The sequence below is a fragment of the Actinomadura terrae genome (assembly GCF_022751215.1).
GTDB classification, from domain to species: domain Bacteria; phylum Actinomycetota; class Actinomycetes; order Streptosporangiales; family Streptosporangiaceae; genus Spirillospora; species Spirillospora terrae.
The window spans coordinates 438,272-454,272 of sequence record NZ_JAICDG010000002.1 but is presented as its reverse complement, the minus strand read 5'-3'; the positions used below and the strand labels follow the sequence as shown (position 1 = coordinate 454,272).

Here is a 16,001-nt window from a genome sequence, read left to right as displayed (position 1 = left end):
CGCGGCCGTGGCGGCCGGTCAGCCCTGGCGCTGCTTGTGGCGCGGGTCGGAGCAGATCACCATGACCCGGCCGTGCCGGCGGATGACGCGGCACTTGTTGCAGATCTTCTTGACGCTCGGCTTGACCTTCACTGGGTCTCCTAGGAATCAGGGTCACCCCCGCGCCGCCACGCGCGGGGAAGGCAACCCCAGTGGATGTGCTTACTTGTACCGATAGACGATCCGGCCGCGCGTGAGGTCGTAGGGACTCAGCTCCACGACGACGCGGTCGTCCGGCAGGATCCGGATGTAGTGCATCCGCATCTTGCCGCTGATGTGGGCGAGCACCTTGTGCCCGTTGTCGAGCTCCACCCGGAACATGGCGTTCGGGAGGGACTCGATGACGGTGCCCTCGATCTCGATGGCCCCTTCTTTCTTGGGCATGTCCTCCGCGCTTCGCTGATCGGCTCATTGGACCCGGTCCGGAGTCCCGTGAGGGGAGGCGGCCACACCCACGCACGGCGCCAGAGCACCGAGAAGAGGGAATCAGACGGCCGACAGCGGACCGGCATAGGAGTCTACGGCACCGGGCCGTCGAATGCGAAATTGTCGCATGATACGGCTCGGGAGACCTGTCCTGACCCAAGCATACCTCGCGTCCGCGTTGTACCTTTCCAGTAGAGAGCCCGCACAGCGGGCGGGGGACCTACGGGGCGGTTCCCCTGCGATGACAGGGCGTCAAGACGTCCGAAGGAGGGTCAGCATGCCGAGCTATGACTTCGCGCTGATCCTCAGCCGTCCCCTCTACGAGGACGAGCTGGACCCCCTCTTCGACCGGACGCACGGCGCCGTCACCGTGTCGATCATCAGCGAGCCGCAGCACGCCGAGCGCCCCGGCAACGCCTCCTGCACCTGGACCGGCGCCACCCTCGCCGCCGCGATCATGGAGGTCGTCGAGCACGTCGAGGCCAGCGCGCCGGAGCTGCACGTCCTCCAGGTCGAGGCCGACCCGCTGCTCACCATCCGCGACATCGCCGAACGGGTCGGCCGTTCGTTCGAATCCGTCCGCCTGGCGATCACCGGCGCCCGCGGCCCCGGCGGCTTCCCCGCCTCGGAGATGTCGACCGCCGGCCACCGCCTCTGGCGCTGGTCCAAGGTCGCCGCCTGGTACGGCCTGGACGACCCCCAGCTCATCGAGGCCAAGCCCACCGTCCAGGCCATCAACGGCTGGCTGGCCCTCCGCGACGTCGTCCCCGACGTGGCCCCCGCCGCCAAGGACGTCACCTCCGCACTCTCCCTGGTAATCCCCCACGTCGCGTAGCTGTGTTCATTGCAGTGCCCTTGGCGTCGGTCGCTGGCGCTCCCTCCTTCAACGGGCACTGCGGCGATCGCTGGCATCGCTCCGACTCGCCTGGCGGCTCGCTTCGCGATCAGATGCTTGCTTCGCTCGCATCTGCCTTCGGACGCGATCGCAACGTTTCGGTTGCTGGGCGGCTGGGCTTACCCCTCGCGCCGGTCTCGGTCGGCTGATCGACTTCCCCGTCCTTTCCTGGGTCGTCTGGACCTGCCCCAACGCGAATCTGAATGGCGCAACGGCGCTGCGCTCACAGCAACGCCGCAGGTCAGGCCGGTCGCCTCGGCGAAGCTGACGCTTGCTCGGGGCTCGGGGGGCGTGGTTGTGTGCGAAGGCGGTTTCGTGCATGCGGGAAACTGATCACGCAGCGAGTCCCAGGGTGAGCCGAAGGTGCCGGCCGACGGACACTGTGAACCATGGAGGTCGTAAGTTGAGCCCGCTTCAGCCCCAAGCGTTGCGATCGCGTCCGAAGGCAGGTTCGAGCTTGCGAGAACCTGATCGCGAAGCGAGCCGCCAGGCGAGTCGGAGCGATGCAGCGATCGCCGCAGTGCCCGTTGAAGGAGGGCCGCCAAGGCCCGACGCCAAGGGCACTGCAATGAACACGTGGGCGGTGTCGTGATACTGGCCCAGTTGAGCGATATCCATCTCGCGGCGGGGCGGGACGGTGAGGTGGACGACGCGTCCGGGCCGGTGCGGGCGTTGCGGGCGGCGGTCTCCAGCTTGTTGGCGTTGCCCGCGCGACCGGACGCGGTGGTGCTGACGGGGGACCTCGCCGACGGGGGGCGGCCCTCCGAGTACGCGCGGCTGCACGCGCTGCTGTCGCCGTTGCCGATGGCCGTGTTCCCGATGCCCGGCAACCACGACGACCGGGACGCCCTGCGCGCGGCGTTCAGCGATCATCCGGCCGTCGCGGAGACCGGGACCGCTCCACAGGCACCCGTCCAGTACGCGGTGAACATCGGCGGCGTGCGACTCGTGTGCTGCGACACGACCGTGGACGGGCATCCGCACGGGCACCTGAGCGAGGAGCGGCTCGCCTGGCTGGACGCGACGCTCGGCGCCGCGCCCGACGTCCCCACCATCGTGGCGACGCATCATCCGCCGTTCCCGATCGGGATCCGGTTCATCGACGACATGCGGTTCGTGGACCCGGCGGGGTTCGCGGCGGTGATCGCGCGGCACGAGCAGGTCGTCCGGATCATCAGCGGGCATGTGCATCGGGGCGCGGTCGGGCAGCTCGCGGGACGGGTCAGCACCACCTGCCCGAGCACCTACCGGCAGCTGTTCCTCGACCTGACCCGCCCAGGCCGCGCGGCCGTGACCGGGGAGCCCGCCGGGTTCGCGGTGCATCTGGTGGCGGACGACGGGATGGCGACCACGCACTTCGTCCCCACCGGGAACTACCGGCCGCTCATGGAGGTCGAGTAACCCCCTAGCCGTGGCGTTTCGGGCCCAGGAGCGAGCCGAGCAGGATCAGCGCGCCCCATGGGCCCGCGACCCACAGCCACCAGGGGTAGACGACGTGGCCGGTCAGGGCGATGATCAGCCAGACCGTGAGGTTGATGCCGCTGACCACGGCCCAGGTGCCCCACATCGCGCGGCCGCCGCGCCGGTACAGGTCGCCGCCGGAGGGGCGCGGCGCCACCGAGGCCGTGCTGTTGCCCTGGGCCGCCGGGACGGGCAGCTGGTGCAGGTCCTCCTCCGGCAGGTCGTGGGTGACCGCCTGGAGCTGGCCCAGGGTCCTCGCCTCGTAGACCAGGTCGAGCCGCTCGTTCATCTCCTCGACGGTGATCCGGCCCACGGCGCAGTGCTCGCGCAGGTTCGCGGCGACCCGGTCGCGGTCGGCGTCCGACGCCCGGAGGTCAGGGTTCGGCGCCATCGCAAGGCTCCTCGTCTCGATCGGCTAGGACGGAGCGTCCGCCTCCAGCTTGGCGAACCACTCCCGGCCCTCGTCAAGTGCGGTCAGCACACGCGGGCCGTCCGGCGTGACGGCGAAGGAGTGCTCGAAGTGGGCGGAGCGGCGGCCGTCGGCGGTGATCACCGTCCAGCCGTCGTCGAGTTCGAGGGTCTCCTTGGTGCCGAGGTTGACCATCGGCTCGATCGCGAAGCACATCCCGGGCACGAGCTCCGGGCCGTGGCCCGCGGGCCCGTGGTTCGGGACGAGCGGGTCCATGTGCATCTCGGTACCGATGCCGTGCCCGCCGTAGCCCTCAACGATGCCGTAGGGGCCCTGAGAGCGGATGTGAGCCTCGATCGTGTGGGAGATGTCGCTCAGCCTCGCCCCGGCCCTTCCGGCCGCCAGACCGCGCCACAGGGACGTCTCGGTGACGTCCAGGAGCGCGCGCAGCTCGTCGGTGATCTCCCCCACCGGGACCGTGATCGCCGCGTCGCCGTGCCAGCCGTCGACGATCGCGCCGCAGTCGATCGAGATGATGTCGCCCTCTTGGACGGCCCGCTCTTGATCGGGGATGCCGTGCACGATCTCCTCGTTGATCGACGCGCAGATCGTCCCGGTGAAGCCGTGGTAGCCCTTGAAGGACGGGACGCCGCCGTTCGCGCGGATGTGCCGCTCGGCGATCTCGTCCAGCTCCATCGTCGTGATGCCGGGCCGGACCGCCTCGCGCAGCACCTCGAGGGTCTCGCCGACCAGCAGCCCGGCCACGCGCATCGCCTCGACCTGCTCCGGCGTCTTCACCTGGATCGCGGGCCTACGCCGTTTGAACACTGTTTTCCCCTGAACGCCTCGCCCGGGACCGCTCATGCTGCGGAGCCCGGCCCATGGACGCGGGGTCACCGCGTCCATGGTCAGTTCTCCGGCGGGCCCTCCATCAGGGGCCCCGCCGCTACTTCTCCAGCGGCCGAAGCGCGGTGAGCGCGCGCTTGGTGACCTCCTCGACCGGGCCGGTCGCGTCGATGCCGACGAGGATGTCCTCGTCGGCGTAGAACTGCACCAGCGGGGCCGTGTCGTGCCGGTACACCTCCAGCCGGTGCATGACGACCTCTTCCTTGTCGTCGTCGCGCTGGAACAGGTGACCGCCGCAGTCGTCGCAGATGTCGTCCTGCTTGTCGTCGAAGTCGACGTGCCAGATGCGCCCGCACTTGTCGCAGGTGCGCCGGCCCGACAGCCGCCGGACGACCTCGTCCTCGTCGACGACCAACTCCAGGACGATGTCCAGGCGGGTGTCCCACTCCGCGAGGATCTTCTTCAGCGTCTCTGCCTGCGGGACGTTGCGCGGGAACCCGTCGAGCAGGAACCCGTCGCGCGCGTCGTCCTCGCCGAGGCGGTCGCGCACCATCGCGATCGTGACCTCGTCGGGGACGAGGTCACCGCGGTCCATGTACTGCCTGGCCTGCCGGCCGAGCTCGGTACCACCGCTCACGTTGGCGCGGAAGATGTCACCTGTCGAGATCTTCGGGATGGACAGATGAGATGCGATGAACTGGGCCTGTGTCCCCTTGCCCGCTCCCGGGGGGCCCACCAGCACGATACGCACTACCGGAGGAAGCCCTCGTAGTTGCGCTGTTGCAGCTGACTCTCGATCTGCTTCACGGTATCCAGTCCGACGCCGACGACGATGAGGATGCTCGTGCCGCCGAAGGGGAAGTCCTGGCTGGCCTTCAGGAGTGCGAAGGCCACCATGGGGATCAGTGCCACGAGCCCCAGGTACAGCGCACCGGGTGTGGTGATCCGGGTCAGCACGAAGTCGAGGTATTCGGCGGTCGGCCGTCCCGGACGGATACCTGGGATGAACCCACCATACTTCTTCATGTTGTCGGCCACTTCAGTGGGGTTGAACGTGATCGCCACGTAGAAGTAGGTGAAGAAGATGATGAAGACGAAGAAGACCGCCATGTGCCAGGCGTTGTTCTGCTGGAGGTAGGGCTGGATCTTCTGGAGCCACTTGGTGTTGGGCCACAGCTGCGTCGCCAGCACCGGGAGGTACAGCAGCGATGAGGCGAAGATCACCGGAATGATGCCGGCCTGGTTCACCTTGAGCGGGATGTAGGTGGAGGTGCCGCCGTACATGCGGCGCCCGACCATCCGCTTGGCGTACTGGACGGGGATGCGGCGCTGCGCCTGCTCGACGAACACGACACCGGCCATGATCGCCAGGCCGACCAGGACGACGACCGCGAAGACGAAGCCGTTCTTGGTCTGGTAGATGCTCCAGAACTGCGCGGGGAAGACCGCGACGACCTGGGTGAAGATCAGGATGGACATGCCGTTGCCGACGCCGCGGTCGGTGACCAGCTCGCCCAGCCACATGATCACCGAGGTGCCAGCCACCATGCAGATCACCATGGTGATGATCGGGAACACGCCCGTGTCGTACAGGATGTCGCCGTTGCTGCCGCTCACGCCCTGGAAGAGCTGCCCGGTACTCGCCATCGCCACGATGCCGGTGGCCTGCAGGATCGCGAGGCCCACCGTCAGGTAGCGGGTGTACTGGGTGATCTTCGTGGTGCCGGCCTGGCCCTCCTTCTTGAGGGCCTCCAGCCGGGGGATCACGACGGTCAGCAGCTGGAGGATGATGCTCGCGGTGATGTAGGGCATGATCCCCAGCGCGAACACCGACAGCTTCAGCAACGCGCCGCCGCTGAACAGGTCGACCAGACCGTAGAGCTGGTTCTGGTCCTTGGCCTGGTCCGCCGTCTCCTTCAGCACCTTCACGTTCACGTTCGGTGTCGGGAGGATCGACCCCACCCGGAACACCACGATCATGAGCAACGTGAACAACAGCTTTTTACGCAGGTCAGGCGTACGGAAAGCCCGAGCGAACGCGGTCAGCACCATTCCTCCTGCGCGACTGGCGAATTCATGGCCGCCGAGGGGCCGGTTACAGGTCCATGAGGGTCGGCCGAAACGATCGTGTGAAATCTCACTCCGAGCGCATCTGCCGGTGTGACTCTAACAGCACATGCAAGCGGGGCCGCCCCGCCGAACGCGGCGACCTTCCGGCCCCCGGCGCTTGGTGAAGACGGCCCCGGCATCGCAGGCGTCCTACTTACAGCTCGTCAGTGGTGCCGCCAGCAGCGGCGATCTTCTCCTTGGCGGCGCCGGAGAAGGCGTGAACCCTCACCTGAACCGCCACGGAGATCTCACCGGTGCCGAGCACCTTGACCGGACGGCCGCGGCGAACCGCTCCCCTGGCCGCCAGATCGTCCGCGGTCACCTCGCCGCCCTCGGGGTACAGCGCGGCCAGCTTGTCCAGGTTCACGACCTGGTACTCGACCCGGTTCGGGTTCTTGAAGCCCTTGAGCTTCGGGAGCCGGATGATCAGAGGCATCTGGCCGCCCTCGAACCCGACGGGGACGGTGCCGCGCGCCTTGGTGCCCTTGGTACCGCGGCCCGCCGTCTTGCCCTTGGACGCCTCGCCGCGGCCCTTGCGGACCTTGCGGCGGTTGGCACCGGGGGCGGGACGCAGGTCGTGCACCTTCAGCGGTGTGCCCTCGGTGGTGTCCTCGGTGGCGTTCTTACCGAGATCAGCCGCCATGTCAGTCGACCTCCTCGACGGTGACCAGGTGCGCCACCGTCCGGATCATGCCGAGCACCTCGGGGCGGTCCTCGCGGACCACGCTCTGCCCGATCTTCTTCAGGCCGAGGGTGCGCAGCGTGTCACGCTGGTTCTGCTTCTCACTGATCACGGACTTGGTCTGCGTGATCTTCAGGTTGCTCATGTGGTCGCGGCCTCCGCCCTCGGCTCGCTGCCCGCGGCGCGGGCCCGCAGCATGGCGGCGGGGGCGACGTCCTCGATCGGCAGGCCGCGCTTGGCCGCGATCTCCTCGGGACGCTTCAGTGCCTTGAGGCCCGCGATCGTCGCGTGCACGATGTTGATCGCGTTGTCGCTGCCCAGCGACTTGCTCAGCACGTCGTGGATGCCCGCGCACTCCAGCACCGCGCGCACCGGGCCACCGGCGATGACGCCGGTACCGGGGCTGGCCGGACGCAGCAGGACCTCGCCCGCCGCGTCCCGCTCCTGCACCAGGTGCGGGATGGTGCCCTGGATCCGCGGCACCTTGAAGAAGTGCTTCTTGGCCTCCTCGACGCCCTTGGCGATCGCCGCGGGCACCTCCTTGGCCTTGCCGTAGCCGACGCCGACGGTGCCGTTGCCGTCACCGACGATCACCAGGGCCGTGAAGCTGAAGCGACGACCGCCCTTGACGACCTTGGCGACACGGTTGATCGCCACGACCTTCTCGATGTACGACTGGCCCTTGTCGGCGCCACCGCGGCGGTCGTCGCGGCGGCCGTCGCGACGGTCGCCACCCTGACCGCCACCGCGCCTCTGCGCTGCCATCAGTGGTTCCTCTCGTTTGCCATGGGAAGGGCCATCACAGCTCCAGGCCCCCCTCGCGCGCACCGTCCGCGACAGCGGCGATGCGGCCGTGGTACTTGTTGCCGCCGCGGTCGAAGACGACCGCGGACACACCGGCCTCCTTGGCCCGGCGGGCGACGAGCTCGCCGACCTGACGGGACTTGGCGGTCTTGTCGCCCTCGGCGGCGCGCAGGTCGGCCTCCATCGTCGAGGCGTAGGCCAGCGTGTGGCCCTTCGCGTCGTCGATGACCTGGACGAACACGTGGCGGGTGGAGCGGGTCACGACCAGGCGAGGACGCGTGGCGCTGCCCACGACCTTCTTCCGGACCCGCAGGTGCCGGCGCTTGCGAGACTTGGCCCGCGCCGACGTGGCCTTGCCGGCCAGGGTCTTGGTGCCTGCCATGACTACTTACCAGCCTTTCCGACCTTACGACGGATCTGCTCACCCTCGTACCGCACGCCCTTGCCCTTGTACGGGTCGGGCTTGCGCAGCTTGCGGATGTTAGCGGCGACCTCGCCGACCTTCTGCTTGTCGATGCCCTCGACCACGAGCTGGGTCGGCCGCTCGACCGTGAAGGTGATGCCCTCCGGGGGCTCGACCGTGATCGGGTGGCTGTACCCGAGCGAGAACTCCAGGTTCTTGCCCTTGGCGACCACGCGGTAGCCGACGCCCTGGATGACGAGGGTCTTCTTGTAGCCCTCGGTCACACCGACGACCATGTTGTTGATCAACGAGCGGGTGAGCCCGTGCAGGGCCCGCACCGTGTTGACGTCGTTCGGCCTGGACACGGTGACCGTGCCGTCCTCCATCGAGACCTCGATGGGCTCGGCGACCGTGTGCGACAGCGTGCCCTTGGGCCCCTTGACGGTGACCTGCTGGCCGTCGAGGCTCACCTCGACGCCACCGGGCACGGCGATGGGGAGACGTCCGATTCGCGACATTGTTAAAGCCCTCCCCTCACCAGACGTAGGCGAGGACTTCCCCGCCCACGCCGCGCTTGCCCGCCTGCCGGTCGGTCATCAGGCCGGAGGACGTCGAGATGATCGCGACGCCCAGTCCGCCGAGGACCTTGGGCAGGTTGTCCTTCTTCGCGTACACGCGCAGACCCGGCTTCGAGACGCGCTTGATACCGGCGATCGAACGCTCGCGGGTCGGGCCGAACTTCAGCTCGATGTTGAGCTTCTTTCCGACCTCGGCGTCCTCCACGGTCCACCCCGAGATGTACCCCTCCTGCTGGAGGATCTCGGCGATGTGCGCCTTGATCTTCGAGTACGGCATCGCCACCTGGTCGTGGTACGCCGAATTCGCGTTCCGCAGACGTGTCAGCATGTCTGCGATCGGGTCGGTCATCGTCATGGCCTGCTGGCCCTCCCTCGCCACGGTTTCCTCGGGCTGATGTGGTCCCGTGGACCTTTGGCGCGGTCGTGGGCACCCTCGCCGGGTGCCCGGTGGTTATTACATGCCGGTGCGCCGCCCCCGAGGGGGCGGGACGTCACCAGCTCGACTTCGTGATGCCGGGCAGCTCGCCGCGGTGGGCCATCTCCCGGAAGCACACACGGCACAGGCCGAACTTCCGGTAGACCGAGCGCGGACGTCCGCAGCGCGAGCACCGAGTGTACGCGCGGACGCCGAACTTGGGCTTGCGCCCGGCCTTGGCGATCAGCGACTTCTTCGCCATCTGCTCAGTTCTCCTTGAAAGGGAAGCCCAGAAGCTTGAGCAGCGCCCGGCCCTCCTCGTCGGTCTTCGCGGTCGTCACGACCGTGATGTCCATGCCCCGCTGCCGGTCGATCTTGTCGGGGTCGACCTCGTGGAACATGACCTGCTCGGTCAGCCCGAAGGTGTAGTTGCCGTTGCCGTCGAACTGCCGCGGCGACAGGCCCCGGAAGTCACGGATGCGCGGCAGCGCGGTCGACAGCAGCCGGTCGAGGAACTCCCACATCCGGTCGCCGCGCAGCGTGGTGTGCGCGCCGATCGGCATGCCCTCGCGCAGCTTGAACTGCGCGATGGACTTGCGGGCCCGGTTCACGGCCGGCTTCTGGCCGGTGATCGCCGACAGGTCGCGGATCGCGCCCTCGATCACCTTGGCGTCCTTGGCCGCCTCGCCGACCCCCATGTTGACCACGATCTTGGTCAGCCCGGGGATCTGCATGACGTTGGGGTAGCCGAACTGCTCCTGCATCGCCTGCGCGATCTCCGCGCGGTAGCGGAGCTTGAGCCTCGGCTGGGGGACGGGACGGGAGTCCGTCTGCGTCTCGGTGGCGGTGTCGGTCATCGGTCTCAGATCTCCTTACCGCTGCGGCGCGAGATCCGGACCTTCGTCCCGTCGTCGTTGAAGCGGTAGCCGGCGCGGACGGGCTTGCCGTCCTCGACGAGGGCGACGTTGCTGACGTGCAGCGGCGCCTCGACCGTCACGCGACCGCTCTCCTTGCCCGCGCGCTGCTGGTCGGCCTTGATGTTCTTGGTGATGAGGTTGACGCCCTCGACGACGACGCGCTCGGCGCGCAGGTCGACGCGCAGGACCTTGCCCGTCGCGCCCTTGTCCTTGCCGGCGATGACGATGACCTCGTCGCCCTTGCGAATCTTCATCACAGCACCTCCGGCGCGAGCGAGATGATGCGCATGAACTTCTTCTCGCGCAGTTCACGGCCCACCGGGCCGAAGATACGGGTGCCCCGGGGGTCTCCGCCGTCCTTGATCAGGACGGCCGCGTTCTCGTCGAAGCGGATGTAGGAGCCGTCCGGGCGCCGGCGCTCCTTGCGGGTGCGCACGACGACCGCCTTGACGACGTCACCCTTCTTCACGCCCGCGCCGGGAAGGGCGTCCTTCACCGTCGCGACGATGATGTCGCCGACTCCCGCGTAGCGCCGACCCGAGCCGCCGAGAACCCGGATGCAAAGGATCTCCTTCGCACCCGTGTTGTCGGCGACCTTGAGTCGCGACTCCTGCTGGATCACGTCAACTCCTGTTCGTCACACCGGTTCTGCCACGGACCGCGTCCGCGGGGCAGCCTGGTGGAACCAGTAATTACTTGGCCTTCTCAAGGATCTCGACCACGCGCCACCGCTTGGTGGCCGACAGCGGGCGGGTCTCCATGAGACGGACGCGGTCGCCGACGCCACACTCGTTGGCCTCGTCGTGCGCCTTGTAGTTCTTCGTGCGGCGGATCACCTTGTGGTACTTGGGGTGCTTCACGCGGTCCTCGACGGACACGACCACGGTCTTGTCCATCTTGTCGCTGACCACGAGACCCTCAAGGACCTTGCGGCTGTTCCGCTGCTCGGTCTGCTGCTCGGTCATTCCTCGCCCTCCACGGCGTCCTCGGCGACCGTGACGATGCCGAGCTCCCGCTCACGCATCACGGTGTAGATGCGGGCGATCTCGCGCTTCACGGTGCGCAGCCGCCCGTGGCTCTCAAGCTGGCCGGTCGCGGCCTGGAAGCGGAGGTTGAACAGCTCCTCCTTCGCCTCCTTCAGCTTGGTCACCAGGACGTCCTCGGGCTCGGTCCGCAGGTCGTCGGCGGCAAGACCCTTGGCCATCAGGACTCACCCACCTCTCGCTTAACGATTTTGCACTTCATCGGCAGCTTGTGGATCGCGCGGGTGAGCGCCTCGCGCGCGACCTGCTCGTTCGGGTAGGAGATCTCGAACATCACGCGCCCCGGCTTGACGTTCGCGACCCACCACTCGACCGAGCCCTTGCCGGAACCCATGCGGGTCTCGGCGGGCTTCTTGGTCAGCGGACGGTCCGGGAAGATGTTGATCCACACCTTGCCGCCGCGCTTGATGTGGCGGGTCATCGCGATACGCGCGGCCTCGATCTGCCGGTTGGTCACGTACGCGGGCTCGACCGCCTGGATGCCGTACTCGCCGAACGTCACCTTCGTGCCGCCCTTGGCCATGCCCCGGCGCTTCGGGTGGTGCTGCTTGCGGTGCTTGACCTTGCGAGGGATCAGCATGGGTTACTCAGCTCCCCTCACCCTGCGGAGCAGCCTCGGCCGTCTGCGCGGGCTGCTCGGAACTCTGCTGCTGCTGGCGGGGCGCGCCGTCGCGGGCGCCACCGCGCTCGCCGCCGCCACCGGCTCCGCCGCGGCCGCCACGGCCACCGCGGCCGCCGCCCCGGCGGTCGCCGCCGCGGCGCTCACGGCCGCCGCCGCCACCGGCGGCGCGCTGCTGCGCGGCCTGCTGCTCGCGCTCGGCGCGCGTCTGCGCGGCCTCGCCCTTGTAGATCCACACCTTGACGCCGATGCGGCCGAACGTCGTCCGGGCCTCGTAGAAGCCGTAGTCGATGTCGGCGCGCAGCGTGTGCAGCGGGACCTGGCCCTCGCGGTAGAACTCCGAGCGGGACATCTCGGCGCCGCCCAGCCGTCCGCCGCACTGCACCTTGATCCCCTTGGCGCCCGACTTCATCGCGGACTGGATCGCCTTGCGCATGGCGCGCCGGAACGCGACCCGGCTCGACAGCTGCTCGGCCACGCCCTGCGCGACGAGCTGCGCGTCGATCTCGGGGTTCTTGACCTCGAGGATGTTCAGCCGGACCTGCTTGCCGGTCAGCTTCTCCAGGTCGCCGCGCAGCCGCTCGGCCTCCGCGCCGCGGCGGCCGATGACGATTCCCGGCCGGGCGGTGTGGATGTTGACCTCGACACGGTCCCGGGTCCGCTCGATCTCCACCTTGGAGATGCCCGCCCGGTCCATGCCCTTCTGGAGCATGCGCCGGATCTGGACGTCTTCCTTGACGTAGTCCTTGTAGAGCTTGTCGGCGAACCACACGGACTTGTGGTCGGTGGTGATCCCGAGCCGGAACCCGTGCGGGTTGATCTTCTGACCCACTACCGGGCCCTCCTCGTCTTCTTACCGCCGCCGGACGCGGACGCTGCTTCGTCGCGCGACTCCACGACCACGGTGATGTGGCTCGTGCGCTTGTTGATGCGGTACGCCCGGCCCTGGGCACGGGGGCGGAAACGCTTGAGCGTCGGCCCCTCGTCCACCCACGCACGGCTCACGACGAGCGTGTCCGAGTCGAGCTTGAAATTGTGCTCGGCGTTGGCGATGGCACTCGCCAGCACCTTGCCCACAGGCTCACTCGCCGCCTGGGGGGCGAACCGCAGCACCGCCTGAGCCTCCGCGGCGGGCAGGCCGCGGATGAGGTCCACCACGCGGCGGGCCTTCCTGGGCGTGACGCGGATGAACCGCGCCTGGGCCCTGGCTTCCATCGCTGATCCCTCTCTGTTGCTAGGACTCAGCCGCGTCGGCTGCGGCGGTCTTCCTTGACATGGCTGCGGAACGTCCGCGTCGGCGCGAACTCGCCGAGCTTGTGCCCCACCATGGCGTCGGTGATGAACACCGGGACGTGCTTGCGGCCGTCGTGCACGGCGATCGTGTGACCGATCATGTCCGGCACGATCATGGAGCGCCGCGACCACGTCTTGATGACGTTCTTGGTGCCCTTCTCGTTCTGGACGTCCACCTTCTTGATGAGGTGGTCGTCCACGAAGGGGCCCTTCTTGAGGCTACGTGGCATGACGAGCGACTCCTACCGCTTCTTCTTGCTGCGACGACGGACGATCAGCCGGTCGCTCGACTTGTTCGCCTGGCGAGTGCGGCCTTCCTTCTTACCGTTCGGGTTCACCGGGTGCCGACCACCGGAGGTCTTGCCCTCACCACCACCGTGCGGGTGGTCGATCGGGTTCATGGCCACACCGCGGACGGTCGGGCGCTTGCCCTTCCACCGCATGCGTCCGGCCTTGCCCCAGTTGATGTTCGACTGCTCGGCGTTGCCGACCTCGCCGACCGTCGCGCGGCAGCGCACGTCCACCATCCGCATCTCGCCCGAGGGCATGCGCAGCGTGGCGTACTTGCCCTCCTTGGCCAGCAGCTGGACGCCCGCGCCCGCGCTGCGGGCGATCTTGGCGCCGCCGCCGGGCCGGAGCTCGATGGCGTGGACGACGGTACCCGTCGGGATGTTGCGCAGCGGCAGGCAGTTGCCCGGCTTGATGTCGGCGCCCGGACCGTTCTCGACCCGGTCGCCCTGGCGCAGGCCGCGGGGGGCGATGATGTAGCGCTTCTCGCCGTCCACGTAGTGCAGCAGCGCGATCCGCGCGGTGCGGTTCGGGTCGTACTCGATGTGCGCGACCTTGGCCGGGACGCCGTCCTTGTCGTGCCGACGGAAGTCGATCACGCGGTAGGCGCGCTTGTGGCCGCCGCCCTGGTGCCGGGTCGTGATGCGGCCGTGGTTGTTGCGGCCGCCCTTCTTGGGGAGCGGACGCAGCAGCGACTTCTCTGGCTCGCTGCGCGTGATCTCGACGAAGTCGGCCACGCTGGAGCCGCGACGACCCGGAGTCGTCGGCTTGTAGTTACGGATGCCCATCTTATTCGTTCATCCCTTTATCTGACTTCGGGACGACGCGGCCTGTCCTAGGCCGTGCCGCCGAAGATGTCGATCCGCTCGCCCTCGGCGAGGCTGACGATGGCGCGCTTGGTGTCCTTGCGCTTGCCGTAGCCGAACCGGGTCCGCTTGCGCTTCCCCTGCCGGTTGAGCGTGTTCACGTTGACGACCTTGACGCCGAACACGGCCTCGACGGCCTGCTTGATCTGCGTCTTGTTGGCGTCCGGACGGACGACGAACGTGTACTTGTTCTCGTCCAGCAGCCCGTAGCTCTTCTCCGAGACGACCGGCGCGATGATGATGTCGCGGGGGTCGGCGATCTTGTTCATGTGCGGACCCTCCTTACTTCTTCGCCGCGCGCGAGATGAACTCGTCGTACGCCTTCTGCGTGAAGACGACGTCGTCGTTCACCAGCACGTCGTAGGTGTTGAGCTGGTCGGAGACGAGCACGTGCACGCTCGGCTCGTTGCGCAGGCTCTTCCAGGTCAGCTCGTCCTCGCGGTCCAGGACCAGCAGGACGCGCTTGGCCTCGGTGACCGAGCGCAGCGCGGTCAGCGCCGTCCTGGTCTTCGGGGCGTCGCCCTCGATGAGGTGGTCGACCACGTGCACCCGGCCGTACCGGGCGCGGTCGGACAGCGCGCCGCGCAGCGCCGCCGCCTTCATCTTCTTGGGCGTCTTCTGCGTGTAGTCCCGCGGCTGCGGGCCGTGCACGGTGCCACCGCCGGCGAACTGGGGCGCGCGGGTCGAACCCTGGCGGGCGCGACCGGTGCCCTTCTGCCGGTACGGCTTCTTGCCACCGCCGCGGACGTCGCCGCGGGTCTTGGTGGCGTGCGTGCCCTGGCGCGCCGCGGCCAGCTGGGCCACCACGACCTGGTGGATCAGCGGCACGCTGGTCTTCGCGTCGAAGACCTCGGCGGGCAGATCGATGTCGAGCTTGGCAGTCACTTGCCCGTCCCCTTCACTGCGTCGCGGACCAGCACCACGCCGCCGTTGGGACCGGGAACCGCGCCCTTGATGAGCAGCAGGTTCTTCTCCGCGTCGATGGCGTGGACGGTCAGGTTCTGCACGGTGGTACGGGCGTTGCCGTGCCGTCCCGCCATGCGGAGGCCCTTGAAGACGCGACCGGGGGTCGCGCAGCCGCCGATCGAGCCCGGGGAGCGGTGCTTGCGCTGGGTGCCGTGCGAGGCGCCGAGGCCCTTGAAGCCGTGGCGCTTCATGACACCCGCGGTGCCCTTGCCCTTGCTCGTCCCGGTGACGTCGATCTTCTGGCCGGCCTCGAAGACGCTGGCGGTGATCTCCTGGCCGAGTTCGAACTCGGTGGTGTCGTCCGAACGCAGCTCGACGAGGTAGCGGCGCGGCGTGACGCCGGCCTTCTCGAAGTGACCCGTGCGCGGCTTGTTCACCTTGCGCGGGTCGATCTGCCCGTACCCGATCTGGACGGCGGTGTAGCCGTCCTTCTCCTGGGTGCGGAGCTGCGTGACGACACACGGCCCGGCCTGGACGACGGTCACCGGCACGATCCGGCCCTCATCGTCGAAGACCTGGGTCATGCCGAGCTTCTCGCCCAGGACGCCCTTCCTCTGCGTACTCATCTCTCGGTGCGTCCCTTAGAGCTTGATCTCGATGTCAACGCCGGCCGGAAGGTCGAGCCGCATCAGCGAGTCGACCGTCTTGGGCGTCGGGTCGATGATGTCGATCAACCGCTTGTGCGTGCGCATCTCGAAGTGCTCGCGGCTGTCCTTGTACTTGTGCGGCGAGCGGATGACGCAGTACACGTTCTTCTCGGTCGGCAGCGGCACCGGGCCCGCGACCTTGGCGCCCGTCCGCGTCACCGTCTCAACGATCTTCTTCGCGGAAGTGTCGATGACCTCGTGGTCGTAGGCCTTGAGCCGGATGCGGATCTTCTGTCCCGCCATGGTGGCCTCGGTGTCCTTTGCTGTAGTGCCGCTGGATACTTCAGTGATCGCG

At 68.3% G+C, this 16,001-nt stretch carries 29 protein-coding genes; 2 read left to right on the top strand and 27 right to left on the bottom strand.

Annotated elements, in window-relative coordinates; genetic code table 11:
* Window positions 1-18: 18 nt before the first annotated feature.
* Window positions 19-132, bottom strand: coding sequence for a 50S ribosomal protein L36 (rpmJ, locus tag K2F47_RS12315; protein WP_021596712.1), 114 nt, complete (start codon window positions 130-132; stop codon window positions 19-21).
* Window positions 133-201: 69 nt separating this feature from the next.
* Window positions 202-423: a translation initiation factor IF-1 gene (infA, locus tag K2F47_RS12310; RefSeq protein ID WP_018657567.1), complete on the bottom strand. Its 222-nt coding sequence runs from the start codon at window positions 421-423 to the stop codon at window positions 202-204.
* A gap of 319 nt (window positions 424-742) precedes the next feature.
* Here infA and K2F47_RS12305 point away from each other — a divergent pair, with 319 nt between their 5' ends.
* The gene (locus tag K2F47_RS12305; RefSeq protein WP_242902984.1) at window positions 743-1,300 is read left to right on the top strand and encodes a hypothetical protein; all 558 of its coding nucleotides are present in this window, start codon (window positions 743-745) and stop codon (window positions 1,298-1,300) included.
* Between the two features lie 663 nt (window positions 1,301-1,963).
* Window positions 1,964-2,761, top strand: coding sequence for a phosphodiesterase (locus tag K2F47_RS12300; protein WP_242902983.1), 798 nt, complete (start codon window positions 1,964-1,966; stop codon window positions 2,759-2,761).
* Between the two features lie 4 nt (window positions 2,762-2,765).
* Here the strand turns inward: K2F47_RS12300 and K2F47_RS12295 are convergent, their stop codons facing one another.
* From K2F47_RS12295 to rpsJ, 25 genes are all read right to left on the bottom strand, one after another.
* Window positions 2,766-3,212, bottom strand: coding sequence for a DUF1707 SHOCT-like domain-containing protein (locus tag K2F47_RS12295; RefSeq protein ID WP_242902982.1), 447 nt, complete (start codon window positions 3,210-3,212; stop codon window positions 2,766-2,768).
* Window positions 3,213-3,236: 24 nt separating this feature from the next.
* Complete coding sequence (gene map / locus K2F47_RS12290; RefSeq protein ID WP_242902981.1) at window positions 3,237-4,058, bottom strand: type I methionyl aminopeptidase; 822 nt, start codon at window positions 4,056-4,058, stop codon at window positions 3,237-3,239.
* Between the two features lie 118 nt (window positions 4,059-4,176).
* Window positions 4,177-4,827: an adenylate kinase gene (locus K2F47_RS12285; protein ID WP_214618235.1), complete on the bottom strand. Its 651-nt coding sequence runs from the start codon at window positions 4,825-4,827 to the stop codon at window positions 4,177-4,179.
* Complete coding sequence (gene secY, locus K2F47_RS12280; protein WP_242905921.1) at window positions 4,827-6,125, bottom strand: preprotein translocase subunit SecY; 1,299 nt, start codon at window positions 6,123-6,125, stop codon at window positions 4,827-4,829. The genes K2F47_RS12285 and secY overlap by 1 nt, the downstream gene beginning before the upstream one ends.
* Before the next feature lie 214 nt (window positions 6,126-6,339).
* The gene (gene rplO, locus K2F47_RS12275; RefSeq protein ID WP_242902980.1) at window positions 6,340-6,828 is read right to left on the bottom strand and encodes a 50S ribosomal protein L15; all 489 of its coding nucleotides are present in this window, start codon (window positions 6,826-6,828) and stop codon (window positions 6,340-6,342) included.
* 1 nt (window position 6,829) lies between these two features.
* Window positions 6,830-7,012 carry a 50S ribosomal protein L30 gene (rpmD, locus tag K2F47_RS12270; RefSeq protein WP_021596720.1) on the bottom strand — a complete coding sequence of 61 codons (183 nt, stop codon included), beginning with the start codon at window positions 7,010-7,012 and terminating at the stop codon, window positions 6,830-6,832.
* A complete protein-coding gene (rpsE, locus tag K2F47_RS12265; protein ID WP_372490845.1) occupies window positions 7,009-7,632 on the bottom strand; it encodes a 30S ribosomal protein S5 in 624 nt (207 codons plus the stop codon). The genes rpmD and rpsE overlap by 4 nt, the downstream gene beginning before the upstream one ends.
* A gap of 34 nt (window positions 7,633-7,666) precedes the next feature.
* Window positions 7,667-8,053, bottom strand: a complete 387-nt coding sequence (rplR, locus tag K2F47_RS12260) for a 50S ribosomal protein L18 (RefSeq protein WP_242902979.1) — start codon at window positions 8,051-8,053, stop codon at window positions 7,667-7,669.
* A gap of 2 nt (window positions 8,054-8,055) precedes the next feature.
* A complete protein-coding gene (gene rplF, locus K2F47_RS12255; protein ID WP_242902978.1) occupies window positions 8,056-8,592 on the bottom strand; it encodes a 50S ribosomal protein L6 in 537 nt (178 codons plus the stop codon).
* 16 nt (window positions 8,593-8,608) lie between these two features.
* Complete coding sequence (gene rpsH, locus K2F47_RS12250) at window positions 8,609-9,007, bottom strand: 30S ribosomal protein S8 (RefSeq protein WP_156219882.1); 399 nt, start codon at window positions 9,005-9,007, stop codon at window positions 8,609-8,611.
* 136 nt (window positions 9,008-9,143) lie between these two features.
* Window positions 9,144-9,329, bottom strand: a complete 186-nt coding sequence (locus K2F47_RS12245) for a type Z 30S ribosomal protein S14 (protein WP_067454638.1) — start codon at window positions 9,327-9,329, stop codon at window positions 9,144-9,146.
* Window positions 9,330-9,333: 4 nt separating this feature from the next.
* Window positions 9,334-9,924, bottom strand: coding sequence for a 50S ribosomal protein L5 (gene rplE, locus K2F47_RS12240; protein WP_242902977.1), 591 nt, complete (start codon window positions 9,922-9,924; stop codon window positions 9,334-9,336).
* A gap of 5 nt (window positions 9,925-9,929) precedes the next feature.
* Window positions 9,930-10,238: a 50S ribosomal protein L24 gene (gene rplX, locus K2F47_RS12235; protein WP_242902976.1), complete on the bottom strand. Its 309-nt coding sequence runs from the start codon at window positions 10,236-10,238 to the stop codon at window positions 9,930-9,932.
* Window positions 10,238-10,606, bottom strand: coding sequence for a 50S ribosomal protein L14 (gene rplN / locus K2F47_RS12230; RefSeq protein ID WP_021596728.1), 369 nt, complete (start codon window positions 10,604-10,606; stop codon window positions 10,238-10,240). The genes rplX and rplN overlap by 1 nt, the downstream gene beginning before the upstream one ends.
* Window positions 10,607-10,676: 70 nt before the next feature.
* Entirely contained in the window at window positions 10,677-10,949 is a 273-nt protein-coding gene (rpsQ, locus tag K2F47_RS12225; protein WP_242902975.1) for a 30S ribosomal protein S17, read from the bottom strand.
* Complete coding sequence (rpmC, locus tag K2F47_RS12220; RefSeq protein ID WP_242902974.1) at window positions 10,946-11,188, bottom strand: 50S ribosomal protein L29; 243 nt, start codon at window positions 11,186-11,188, stop codon at window positions 10,946-10,948. Before rpmC ends, rpsQ begins: the two co-directional genes overlap by 4 nt.
* Window positions 11,188-11,607: a 50S ribosomal protein L16 gene (gene rplP / locus K2F47_RS12215; protein WP_067454653.1), complete on the bottom strand. Its 420-nt coding sequence runs from the start codon at window positions 11,605-11,607 to the stop codon at window positions 11,188-11,190. Before rplP ends, rpmC begins: the two co-directional genes overlap by 1 nt.
* Window positions 11,608-11,614: 7 nt before the next feature.
* Window positions 11,615-12,478, bottom strand: coding sequence for a 30S ribosomal protein S3 (rpsC, locus tag K2F47_RS12210; RefSeq protein WP_214618234.1), 864 nt, complete (start codon window positions 12,476-12,478; stop codon window positions 11,615-11,617).
* Entirely contained in the window at window positions 12,478-12,861 is a 384-nt protein-coding gene (gene rplV / locus K2F47_RS12205) for a 50S ribosomal protein L22 (RefSeq protein WP_156219773.1), read from the bottom strand. Before rplV ends, rpsC begins: the two co-directional genes overlap by 1 nt.
* Before the next feature lie 26 nt (window positions 12,862-12,887).
* Window positions 12,888-13,169, bottom strand: a complete 282-nt coding sequence (rpsS, locus tag K2F47_RS12200) for a 30S ribosomal protein S19 (protein WP_067454662.1) — start codon at window positions 13,167-13,169, stop codon at window positions 12,888-12,890.
* 12 nt (window positions 13,170-13,181) lie between these two features.
* Window positions 13,182-14,015 carry a 50S ribosomal protein L2 gene (rplB, locus tag K2F47_RS12195; protein WP_242902973.1) on the bottom strand — a complete coding sequence of 278 codons (834 nt, stop codon included), beginning with the start codon at window positions 14,013-14,015 and terminating at the stop codon, window positions 13,182-13,184.
* Window positions 14,016-14,062: 47 nt separating this feature from the next.
* Entirely contained in the window at window positions 14,063-14,362 is a 300-nt protein-coding gene (gene rplW / locus K2F47_RS12190; RefSeq protein WP_242902972.1) for a 50S ribosomal protein L23, read from the bottom strand.
* 13 nt (window positions 14,363-14,375) lie between these two features.
* Entirely contained in the window at window positions 14,376-14,978 is a 603-nt protein-coding gene (rplD, locus tag K2F47_RS12185) for a 50S ribosomal protein L4 (RefSeq protein WP_214618233.1), read from the bottom strand.
* The gene (rplC, locus tag K2F47_RS12180; protein ID WP_156219778.1) at window positions 14,975-15,625 is read right to left on the bottom strand and encodes a 50S ribosomal protein L3; all 651 of its coding nucleotides are present in this window, start codon (window positions 15,623-15,625) and stop codon (window positions 14,975-14,977) included. Before rplC ends, rplD begins: the two co-directional genes overlap by 4 nt.
* A 15-nt stretch (window positions 15,626-15,640) precedes the next feature.
* On the bottom strand, window positions 15,641-15,949 hold the full coding sequence (gene rpsJ, locus K2F47_RS12175; RefSeq protein ID WP_018657599.1) for a 30S ribosomal protein S10: 309 nt from the start codon (window positions 15,947-15,949) through the stop codon (window positions 15,641-15,643).
* Between the last annotated feature and the right edge of the window lie 52 nt (window positions 15,950-16,001).

Excerpts from the sequence above, each read along its gene's own strand:
- infA (WP_018657567.1), bottom strand. The coding sequence starts at position 423 with ATGCCCAAGAAAGAAGGGGCCATCGAGATCGAGGGCACCGTCATCGAG.
- K2F47_RS12305 (WP_242902984.1), top strand. The coding sequence starts at position 743 with ATGCCGAGCTATGACTTCGCGCTGATCCTCAGCCGTCCCCTCTACGAG.
- K2F47_RS12295 (WP_242902982.1), bottom strand. The coding sequence starts at position 3,212 with ATGGCGCCGAACCCTGACCTCCGGGCGTCGGACGCCGACCGCGACCGG.
- rplO (WP_242902980.1), bottom strand. The coding sequence starts at position 6,828 with ATGGCGGCTGATCTCGGTAAGAACGCCACCGAGGACACCACCGAGGGC.
- rpmD (WP_021596720.1), bottom strand. The coding sequence starts at position 7,012 with ATGAGCAACCTGAAGATCACGCAGACCAAGTCCGTGATCAGTGAGAAG.
- rpsE (WP_372490845.1), bottom strand. The coding sequence starts at position 7,632 with ATGGCAGCGCAGAGGCGCGGTGGCGGTCAGGGTGGCGACCGTCGCGAC.
- rplR (WP_242902979.1), bottom strand. The coding sequence starts at position 8,053 with ATGGCAGGCACCAAGACCCTGGCCGGCAAGGCCACGTCGGCGCGGGCC.
- rplF (WP_242902978.1), bottom strand. The coding sequence starts at position 8,592 with ATGTCGCGAATCGGACGTCTCCCCATCGCCGTGCCCGGTGGCGTCGAG.
- rpsH (WP_156219882.1), bottom strand. The coding sequence starts at position 9,007 with ATGACGATGACCGACCCGATCGCAGACATGCTGACACGTCTGCGGAAC.
- K2F47_RS12245 (WP_067454638.1), bottom strand. The coding sequence starts at position 9,329 with ATGGCGAAGAAGTCGCTGATCGCCAAGGCCGGGCGCAAGCCCAAGTTC.
- rplE (WP_242902977.1), bottom strand. The coding sequence starts at position 9,924 with ATGACCGACACCGCCACCGAGACGCAGACGGACTCCCGTCCCGTCCCC.
- rplX (WP_242902976.1), bottom strand. The coding sequence starts at position 10,238 with ATGAAGATTCGCAAGGGCGACGAGGTCATCGTCATCGCCGGCAAGGAC.
- rpsQ (WP_242902975.1), bottom strand. The coding sequence starts at position 10,949 with ATGACCGAGCAGCAGACCGAGCAGCGGAACAGCCGCAAGGTCCTTGAG.
- rpmC (WP_242902974.1), bottom strand. The coding sequence starts at position 11,188 with ATGGCCAAGGGTCTTGCCGCCGACGACCTGCGGACCGAGCCCGAGGAC.
- rplP (WP_067454653.1), bottom strand. The coding sequence starts at position 11,607 with ATGCTGATCCCTCGCAAGGTCAAGCACCGCAAGCAGCACCACCCGAAG.
- rplV (WP_156219773.1), bottom strand. The coding sequence starts at position 12,861 with ATGGAAGCCAGGGCCCAGGCGCGGTTCATCCGCGTCACGCCCAGGAAG.
- rpsS (WP_067454662.1), bottom strand. The coding sequence starts at position 13,169 with ATGCCACGTAGCCTCAAGAAGGGCCCCTTCGTGGACGACCACCTCATC.
- rplB (WP_242902973.1), bottom strand. The coding sequence starts at position 14,015 with ATGGGCATCCGTAACTACAAGCCGACGACTCCGGGTCGTCGCGGCTCC.
- rplW (WP_242902972.1), bottom strand. The coding sequence starts at position 14,362 with ATGAACAAGATCGCCGACCCCCGCGACATCATCATCGCGCCGGTCGTC.
- rplC (WP_156219778.1), bottom strand. The coding sequence starts at position 15,625 with ATGAGTACGCAGAGGAAGGGCGTCCTGGGCGAGAAGCTCGGCATGACC.
- rpsJ (WP_018657599.1), bottom strand. The coding sequence starts at position 15,949 with ATGGCGGGACAGAAGATCCGCATCCGGCTCAAGGCCTACGACCACGAG.